The sequence below is a fragment of the Clostridium sp. OM02-18AC genome (genome assembly GCF_003481825.1).
Taxonomy (GTDB): Bacteria; Bacillota; Clostridia; order Lachnospirales; family Lachnospiraceae; genus Brotaphodocola.
This window is the reverse complement of record NZ_QULW01000016.1, coordinates 90,784-100,007: the sequence shown is the minus strand read 5'-3', so window position 1 is coordinate 100,007 and position 9,224 is coordinate 90,784. Positions and strand designations below refer to the sequence as shown.

Here is a 9,224-nt window from a genome sequence, read left to right as displayed (position 1 = left end):
GATTTTTTAGTTTAAAAGAGCGTGTGAAAAATGATTTCTCATTTTTTCACACGCCCTTTCTTTTTCTAATGTTTTTTCATTAATTTCACAAGATAGTTTTCCCTTTCCTGCCATAATAAGTCCTCTTATTCTTTCTGAAACACGGAATTCTTACAACACTGGCATGATGGTCATAATCCAGCCAACACAAATAATACATCCCAGAACAGCAAACAGCCATCCGCTCTTTAAAAGATCTTTCTGATCATATCCGCCGTATTCCATCATGTAAGGAACTGCGCCAGTCGCCATCGGAGTCATAAACGCAGTCAGGGCACCTGCCTGAATCAGAATGATCAGCCCCCGCGGATCACCGCCGTTCTGGTAGCAGGTCGCAATGGCGATTGGAATGAAAATCAACATTGCGCCGCGGTTTGACATAAACTGTGTCAGAATAAACGGAACCACAAAGAAAATCAAACCTACAATGTAATTATTGTTTACAACCGTAACAATCTTGGCGATACCACCACCGATAAAGTCACCTGTACCAGTTGCAGAAAGAGCTCCGGCCATGGCCAGCGCACCAACAATCAAAAGCAGCATACTGACAGGAATGGACTGCAGGGCTTCCTTGGGTTTTAAAACACCACAAATAATCATCAGGACAGCACCAATCATACAAATCTGCCAGATCTGAAGCATTTTAAGCACATTGGCCTGAAGCATTAAGGTAAGGGCAACACCAAAGAAGATTACAATGCCAGCCACCTCTGCAAAAGCAGGAAGTTCATCTCTGGCTACAATCTTTTCCTGACTACTTTCCTCGGTTACAACCGATGGAGCCTCCGGACAAAACTTAGGCATAATGAACGCACAATAAAGGACGCTGAAAATAAGCATTGGCAGACGGGCTTTCATCGGATCAAAGAAACCCACCTCCGGCATCGTACCTGCAAAATTCGGGATTTTATCATAGTAGGAAATGATATATCCGTTCAATTCTGCTGCCTGTGTCGCACCAGTACCAATAGGCAGGGTACAGCAGGTCGCAATAGCAACAATGCCAAGCGGTAAAGCAATTCTGGTTTTGGAAATTCCCAGGCTCTCAGCAGAAGCCATGCAGAGCGGAGCAACAATACCAAAAACAACAACCGGGCTCTGCACCATCTGGGACAGAAGCATTGCGAGGATGCAGTACATAAGCAAAACTTTCGAAAGATTTCCCTTTGCCAGTCTGGAAATGGCAGTCGCAAGATCATTACAGAATTTTGTACGGTTAAATCCTGCTGCCACGACGCTCATGGCACCAATCATGATCACATTATTATTGGAAAAATAGGCAAGGGCCTCAGATGGCGCAAGGCATCCTGTTAAGGACAGCGCGACGAGGGAAGTCATGGCAACCGTTCCAAGGCTCCAGATACCCGTCATATAGCCAATACAGGTCAACGCAAAAATCACCAGGCAGATAATAAGCTGTGTACTCATAGTTTCTTTTCCTTTCTTTAAAAGCGACACATATAGCAAATTACTGGTCGCAGATAGATCCGTCACAATTCAGACGGGTCATGACCTTATGCGGACGGAACGGAAATTTTTCTTCCAGATCCGGAATGACATCAATACCGATGCCAGGTTCTTCCGGAACTGGAAGGTAACCATCCCTGAATTCCGGAATATGATCCACCATGTCACACTGGCGAAGTTTCACACCACTGCCAGTCAGGTGATCTGCCGTAGAAGCGGCAAACGGATTCGGATACTCCGTAATAGCAATATTATCCGTTGCTGCCACAAACTGTAATACTGCGTTCGTCATGACCGGGCTGCAAGGGTTGTGAGGCACAAGGCTTTTATGATGCGCTTCGGCAATGGCTGCAATTTTCTTTGCTCCTGTAAATCCACCACACACTCCAAGAGACGCGCGCACATAGCTGCAGGCATTACGCTCTAAAAGCATTTCAAATTCATGATATGTGTTGATCCGTTCCCCCGTTGCAATTGGGATGCGGCATTGTGCTGCGACATGTCCCATCTCATCAAAATTATCCGGTCGGATCGGATCTTCTAAGAACATCGGGTTATAAGGTTCCAGCCTTGCTGACAGCTGAACCGCAAGTCCCGGCTCCAGGCGGCGATGCAGTTCTAAGCAAAGATCCACCTCTTCGCCAACAGCCTCCCGTACCTTTGCGATACGATGCTCTGCCTTATATAACAGAGCGGCATTTCCATCTTTGAATGGCTCCGTTCTCGGCTCATCCAGGTACGGATTCAGGTGACCTAAAGCCGTATATCCCTGCTCCACACTCTTAATCACGTTAGCAATCAGTTCTTCTTCGGTGCGTCCTGCCGTATGGTTATAGACGCGTACCTTGTCCCGGCATTTTCCGCCTAACAGGCGATAAACCGGTACGTTAAAATATTTTCCCGCAATATCATAAAGGGCAATATCAATGGCAGACATGGCTCTCATGACCGCTGCGCCGCGGAAATGAGAAAAACGATAAAGATACTGCCAATGATGCTCAATATCCAGTGGATCCTTTCCAATTAAATACTCCGACATGATGCTCATTGCCTGAGCAGAAGCTTCCAGGAATCCCCATGCGCCGCTCTCACCAAGTCCCGTAATTCCTTCATCGGTATATATTTTGCAATAAACAGCGCGATTGGCGCGTAATACCTTAAAATCTGTAATCTTCATCGAAACCACCTCACTTGATCCGGAAATCTGCCAGTACCGCCCGGTTGATATCCAATCCTACACCCGGAGCCTCAGAAGGACTTACTGTACCATCTGCGTTAAAGATGACCGGATTTTTAAATGCTTCATATACTTTTGCATCGTACTGCGGCGGATAAAATTCTGCAAAATTCACATTCGGAACCGCGCAGTCCAGATGCACATGAATCTGCTGCTGACCATGAGGGCTCATAACAATTCCGTTTGCATCAGCCATAGCTGCCACCTTCATAAACTCGGTAACACCGCCGAGGCTGGCTGCATCTGGATTTAACACGCTTACTGCCTGAGTATTTAACAGATCGCGGAATCCAAAGCGGGTAATTTCATTTTCACCTCCGGCAATCGGAATATTGCACTTTGCGGCAACCTTGCGGTATCCATCATAATCATCTGCATCCACCGGCTCTTCAAACCAATAAGGGCAATACTCCTCAACCATTTTGCCAAACTCGATAGCCTCAAAGAAACGGTAGGCACAGTTCGCATCCAACATCAGTACGGTGTCTTCACCAATCACTTCTCGAACCGCTTTCACACGGGCTGCATCCTCACGCATGCTCATAGCACCGACTTTCATTTTGACCGCGTGAATCCCCCAGCTTAAGTATTCTTCCATTTCTTTCTGAAGTTCCTTAATTCCTTTTCCCGGCGCGTAATAACCGCCTGCTACATAGCAGTCAACCCGGTCTCTGGCACCTCCAAGAAGCTTGTACAGCGGAAGATTTGCTGCTTTTGCCTTGATATCCCAGACAGCCATATCAATAGCAGATACTGTTTTTGCGCTGGTTCCGCGGCGCCCAATAAACTTAGGTACGTACGTCTTTGCGAAAATCTGTTCATTGCAAAGAGGGTCCATACCAATGATGGCTTTCCCCATACTCTCAGCAAATTCAATCGCCCAGCTGCATCCATACCCGGTGATTCCTTCGTCCGTGTCAATCACCAGCAGATTCAGGTCATTGTGTGTGTAGGTATGTTTTCCATTGGCAATCGGTTTTTCCTTAGGCCAGCGATAATGTTCCACACGCACATCTGTAATTTTCATAATTACGCTCCCTTCTCCATATAACCATTTAGTTTCATCGAGAAATCAAAATTATTTATATTTCTCTTGCTTTTTTGTTACAAATCTATCATAATACAGGATACAGAAGGTGTCTAATACCGTTTTTTTGAGCAGATTATAAAATAATTTTATATTGCACTTGCATCAACGGTAATATTACCAAAACCGGATTTGGCAATTTATGCAATACTTACAAATTGGAGGGATTATATGCTATACGAGAAACTGGACTATGTATTAGCCATTGCTGAAGAGCAGAATCTGACACGTGCCGCAAAGAAATTATACATTTCCCAGCCAACACTGACGATGTATCTGAACCGCCTGGAAGAAAGCCTGGGCGTAAAACTTTTTGACCGGAAAAAGACCCCCATTGCCATCACACCTGCTGGTCGACGATATATTGAAAAAATGACAGAAATTTCTGAAGAAGAACAGATTTTACGCGGAGAACTGAGAAGTGTTCAGGATCCTGCGCAGACATTCCGCATTGGTGCTGCACGCGTACGGGGTCATTACTGGCTTCCATCCCTGCTGCGAATTTTATCCGAACGGCATCCCGACATGAATTTCGTTGTTTCGCTTGGAGCAGAACGTCATCTGCAGCGCCTGCTTGAAAAGCATTCCATTGATCTGGCGCTTGGCTCTCTTACAGAAATTCCAAGCGGTGAAATTCCATTGGTTATAGAATCGGTTTCAACAGAACGAATTATACTGGTAGCTCACAAGAAATACAGATTGGTACCAGAAGAAGAACAGGCACAGAATTCACCAGACAATCCCTATCTGTTAAACCCGGAAAAACTGCAAAATCTTCCATTTATTGCTCCGCCTCCTGCAAACGGAATGTATCGCAATTTCCAGCGTATGATTGGTTTTTATGGCATCCGGCCAAAAAGCAGCATTGTAGTAGATATGATGACAACCGGGCTGATGCTGACCAAAGAAGGACTTGGCATACAACTCATTTCAGCCGCAATTCTCGTCTCCCTTTCTGTGCAGGAGCGTCAGAATCTGGATTATTGTGTATTGCCCGATTTGCCCCAATCACGCTTCTGCGCCGTTGCCTGGCGAAAAGAAACCGAACTTCTTCCACTGATTCAGGAAACCGTGAATATATTGAAAAAGGATGTAATTCCCCAGCAGCCATATACAAATGTTGTACCATTTCCAACGACTTACAAAAAACAGAGTAGCCGAAATGGTTAGTCTGTTCTCCCATTAGAAACATGCGCCGCCGAGCGCACACCAAAAAAGTCCAGAAAACGACACTTTACCGTTATCGTTCTCTGGACTTTTTTATTTCGTAAATTTATTCATAATATCTGGTGTAATCTTGTCTGTGGATCATGGATGCAGCTTCTACGCATGTTTTACTTGTGTATTCTTTACATTTTTCTTTTCAAACAACTCTTTCCCGGATGTATACACAATGATGACACCCAGAACCATCAGTAGGATTGCAATGATGAGCTGTAATCCTTCTACCATAAAGACTGCAGTTCCTGCGCCGAATGCCTGAATCAGTGCAATGGTTCTCTCAACCAGGGCAGTAAAGGTTACACACAGCATGATGATGAGCGGCGGGAACAGGGTCTTGTTCTCTCTGCCAGTTACCTTTAAGAATACACATAAGGTGATCAGTACCAGGGCGCTTAACAGCTGGTTTGCACTGCCGAACAGCGGCCAGATGTTAGAATAACCGATCTTGGTTAAGATAAAGCCGCAGGCCAAGGTTACGACGGTTGAGAAGTACTTGTTGCATAACAGTTTTCTCCAGCTCTCTGCATGCTCCATATCATCAACGGAGAACAGCTCCTGGAAGGACATACGTCCGATACGTGCTACAGAATCCAGGCTGGTCAATGCCAGTGCGGAAACACACATGGTCATGAAGCACTGCGCTACATAAACCGGGATGCCAAACATCTCCAGAAATCCGGCAACGCCTGCAGAAAAGATCTGGAACGGGGTTCCGGTTGCTGCGGTACCGTCTGCTGCAGCTGCCGCGCCGGCAACACACAGAGCCAGAACAGCCAGCAGGCTCTCCAATACCATGGCACCATAACCAACCTTCAGCATATCTTTCTCATTGGAGATTGTCTTGGAAGAGGTTCCGGAGGAAACCAGACTGTGGAATCCGGAAACCGCACCACAAGCAACCGTTACAAACAGGATCGGGAACATATCTCCCATTTTGGCATTCTTAAATCCGGTGTAAGCCGGAAGGTTCATGGTCGGATGTGCAACCACCAGACCGACAACGGCACCGACGATCATTCCTGCAAACATAAAGGTCGTCATAAAATCACGCGGCTGCATCAGAAGCCACATCGGCATAACAGCTGCCAGGAAGATATAAGCAAAGGTCAGATAAGACCAGGTGTCCTTACCGGCAACCAGCGGGAACGCCATACCGACTGCAAAAGCAGCAACGGTACATGCCAGTCCAGCCAGTGTTTCTTTCCATCCGGTCAGGTGAAGATGTTTCTGCATCAAACCGAATACCATAGCGAACACGATGAACATCAGGGAAATGGAACCTGCTGCACCATTCGTCTGTGCTGCCGGAGATAAAGAAGCGACTCCATCGGTTACGGTATAAGCATTGAAGGTGCCTGCAACCATATCAGCGAAAGCAGCGGTAACGATCAGGGTAAAGAGCCAGCAAAACAGAAGGAACAGCTTCCGTCCGGTCTTGCCAATGTATTTCTCGATCAGAAGGCCCATGGACTTGCCTTCATTCTTTACACTGGCATACAGGGCGCCAAAGTCGGTTACTGCACCGAAGAAGATGCCTCCGATGATAACCCACAGAAGAACCGGAACCCAGCCAAATGCTGCTGCCTGAATGGCACCGGTGACAGGGCCTGCACCTGCGATAGAGGAAAACTGATGTGCAAAAACGGTCCAGCCGTCAGTCGGCACGTAATCCTGTCCATCTTCTAAAGCAACAGCCGGGGTCTTCGCTTTTGGATCGATGCCCCATTTATTTGCAAGCCAGCGGCCATAAAATGTGTATCCACAGAAGAGACACACAGCTGCGATCAAAACAATAACAAGTGTATTCATAATTGTTCTCTCCTCTCAAAACTATGCAACGCGGGAAATCAGCAAACAGACCGCGGATGAATCTCTGATGTGCGACGCAGCCACAGAAGCAGCCACCTGCAGTTTTCCTGTAAATGTATCGCAACAAAAAAGCCTCCGTCTCCCCGCAGAACTTTTTCTGCAGGAAGACGAAGGCATAGTTACCACAATATTACCGGATGCGCTCCGCGTTACCACTTCCCTTGCTGACATACTGCCAGCCACTCTGACCATATCCTTCCGTCTCTCAGTCCGGAGGAATACGCGCCCGGTTAACGGTGGGTTTCCGTCCCGTCTTACTTTCGCTTAACGTCCGGTATCACCGGAGCGTTGCTGCTCATGTGTTGCACAAAGCATAACACACAAACTATGTTTGCATTTCAGACAAGCTGCTTGCAGGGGATAACCTCTTTGCCCCGCTGCTTCCTCACACCGGCCGGAAGCTCTCTGAAAACGGTTCTGGCAAAAAAGCCTTGTCCTGTTCGTCGCATTTGTTTGTTTCAATCCTCAGTCAGTATTTTCGTAGAGACTGATGGGATGTCAACGCTTTGAATAACTGCCATTATAGTCCCATTTTTTAATTTGTCAATTATTTTTTCCAAAAGTTTTTTATTTGGAACAATACAAAAGCCAGAAACCCATTTCCTGATTTCTGGCTTTTCGATCCTGTTATTCCTGTTATTTTAGAAGATTCTCCATCCACAGATGAAGTTATTTGCCCACCAGGAGCTTAAGGAACGGTGTACCACCTTACCGTTACCGGAGGAAGCATCGATTACGGTTCCGCCGCCTGCCACGATTCCGACATGGCCGCTTACGACGATGATGTCTCCGGCACGCAGACTTGAGAAGCTGCTGATTCTGGTATATCTTCCGGCATTTCTCCAGCCAGAGGAAGTCATGTAGCTCTGGCGCACACCTACCTGGTTTAAGCACCAGTATACGAAACCAGAGCAGTCAAACGAGTTCGGTCCCTTAGAGCCCCATACATACGGGCAGCCAAGCTTGGAGCTTGCCACTGCAATGAGGGCACTTGCACCGCCGCTGGCTCCGCCGGTATTCGGAACCGAAGTACTTCCGGAGCTTCCCTTCTTACTTCCGCCACTGGTCGTATTATTTTTGCTGTTGTTCTTGCTGGTGCTGGTCTTCGGCTGTGCCGGTGCCTTCTTGGCATCCCCTGCAGTCAGCTTCGCCATGGTCATGACGCCGACCGTACCATCCGCACTCAGTCCGTTGGTGCGCTGGAACAGCTTGACTGCATTCTCCGTCACCTCACCGTAATAGCCAGTTACATTTGCAGATTTTAAGTAGCCTAACTTGCTTAACAGGTTCTGGACACGCTGGATATTATCGCCGCTATCACCCAGGCTTAAGCCGTTCGGAACCGCATCCGAGCTGTTCAATGCGACACGGGTTGCCGGTCCAAGGTAACCATCCACAACCTGGTCATTCCGGGACTGAAACTGTTTTACCGCAATGATCGTATCGTTTCCGTAGCTGCCGTCCGGCTCCGTGGTCATATAGCCCAGCTCTTTTAAGCGCTTCTGCGCCGCCAGGACCAGATCACTCTTCTCGCCGTATGCCAGCATGTTTGCCTTCACATCTTCACTGTAAAGAAGGTTCATGGTCTTTCTGCCGACTTTACCATCCTGGTCCAGACCATTGACACTCTGCATCTTCATGACCGCTTCTTCGGTCGCGTCACCAAAGCTGCCGGTCACCTGACTGTCGCTTGCCAGATAGCCCAGCTCATACAGACGGCTCTGGATCCGGGTGATATCGGTACCCTCATCGCCCTTCTGCGCCGCATAATACTTGGCATCCGGGGAAAGGATCGCCTCCAGGGTATCCGGGCCGATGATGCCGTCCTGCGCCAGCTGGTTCTGACGCTGGTAGATCTTGACCGCACTCTGGGTTACCTCACCATAATAATCGGTCGGCTCATCGTTATCCATAAAGCCTAAATCCATCAGGCGCTGCTGCAGCTTTAAAACGATCGGATGTTTCTCACCGATGCGCAGGTAATCCGGGATCGGTTCACTGTATTCCGCATCCACGCCCTCTACAGACGGAAGCAGCGGACCATCCGGTGAAAGCGCCATGACTGTTTCATCTGCGGCAGTCTGCGGCAAGGTCTCTTCCATAAGAACCAGGTTTTCCTCGGTGGTTTCGCTCTCTGCCTGGTTTGCCGTCTGGGCTGCGCCGCATCCCGCCAGAAGACCAGCCATGAGAAGCGCCGCACTCACGCACTGTACTTTTCTTTTCCAATTTCTTTTTGTATTTCCAGTTGTCAAAATTCTGACCTCACTTCCTGTGGTAAATGTCAAAGGGGTTCTTATT

The 9,224-nt window shown here is 47.8% G+C and carries 6 protein-coding genes; 1 reads left to right on the top strand and 5 read right to left on the bottom strand.

Annotation, left to right across the window (positions count from 1 at the left end):
• Positions 1-150 precede the first annotated feature (150 nt).
• The 3 genes from DXB18_RS11950 to DXB18_RS11940 are packed head-to-tail and all read right to left on the bottom strand — an operon-like array spanning position 151 to position 3,773.
• Entirely contained in the window at positions 151-1,470 is a 1,320-nt protein-coding gene (locus DXB18_RS11950; RefSeq protein WP_182430562.1) for an SLC13 family permease, read from the bottom strand.
• Positions 1,471-1,510: 40 nt separating this feature from the next.
• Positions 1,511-2,686 (bottom strand): mandelate racemase/muconate lactonizing enzyme family protein, encoded by a 1,176-nt coding sequence (locus DXB18_RS11945; protein ID WP_118708019.1) that lies wholly within the window; start codon positions 2,684-2,686, stop codon positions 1,511-1,513.
• Between the two features lie 10 nt (positions 2,687-2,696).
• The gene (locus tag DXB18_RS11940; RefSeq protein ID WP_118708017.1) at positions 2,697-3,773 is read right to left on the bottom strand and encodes a mandelate racemase/muconate lactonizing enzyme family protein; all 1,077 of its coding nucleotides are present in this window, start codon (positions 3,771-3,773) and stop codon (positions 2,697-2,699) included.
• 231 nt (positions 3,774-4,004) lie between these two features.
• Between DXB18_RS11940 and DXB18_RS11935 the strand changes: the two genes are divergently transcribed.
• Positions 4,005-5,003, top strand: a complete 999-nt coding sequence (locus DXB18_RS11935; protein ID WP_118708015.1) for a LysR family transcriptional regulator — start codon at positions 4,005-4,007, stop codon at positions 5,001-5,003.
• Positions 5,004-5,156: 153 nt separating this feature from the next.
• On the opposite strand, the gene DXB18_RS11930 is transcribed toward DXB18_RS11935, so the two are convergent.
• Complete coding sequence (locus tag DXB18_RS11930) at positions 5,157-6,866, bottom strand: carbon starvation CstA family protein (RefSeq protein WP_118708013.1); 1,710 nt, start codon at positions 6,864-6,866, stop codon at positions 5,157-5,159.
• Positions 6,867-7,567: 701 nt separating this feature from the next.
• Positions 7,568-9,130, bottom strand: a complete 1,563-nt coding sequence (locus DXB18_RS11925) for a peptidoglycan-binding protein (RefSeq protein WP_347560886.1) — start codon at positions 9,128-9,130, stop codon at positions 7,568-7,570.
• Between the last annotated feature and the right edge of the window lie 94 nt (positions 9,131-9,224).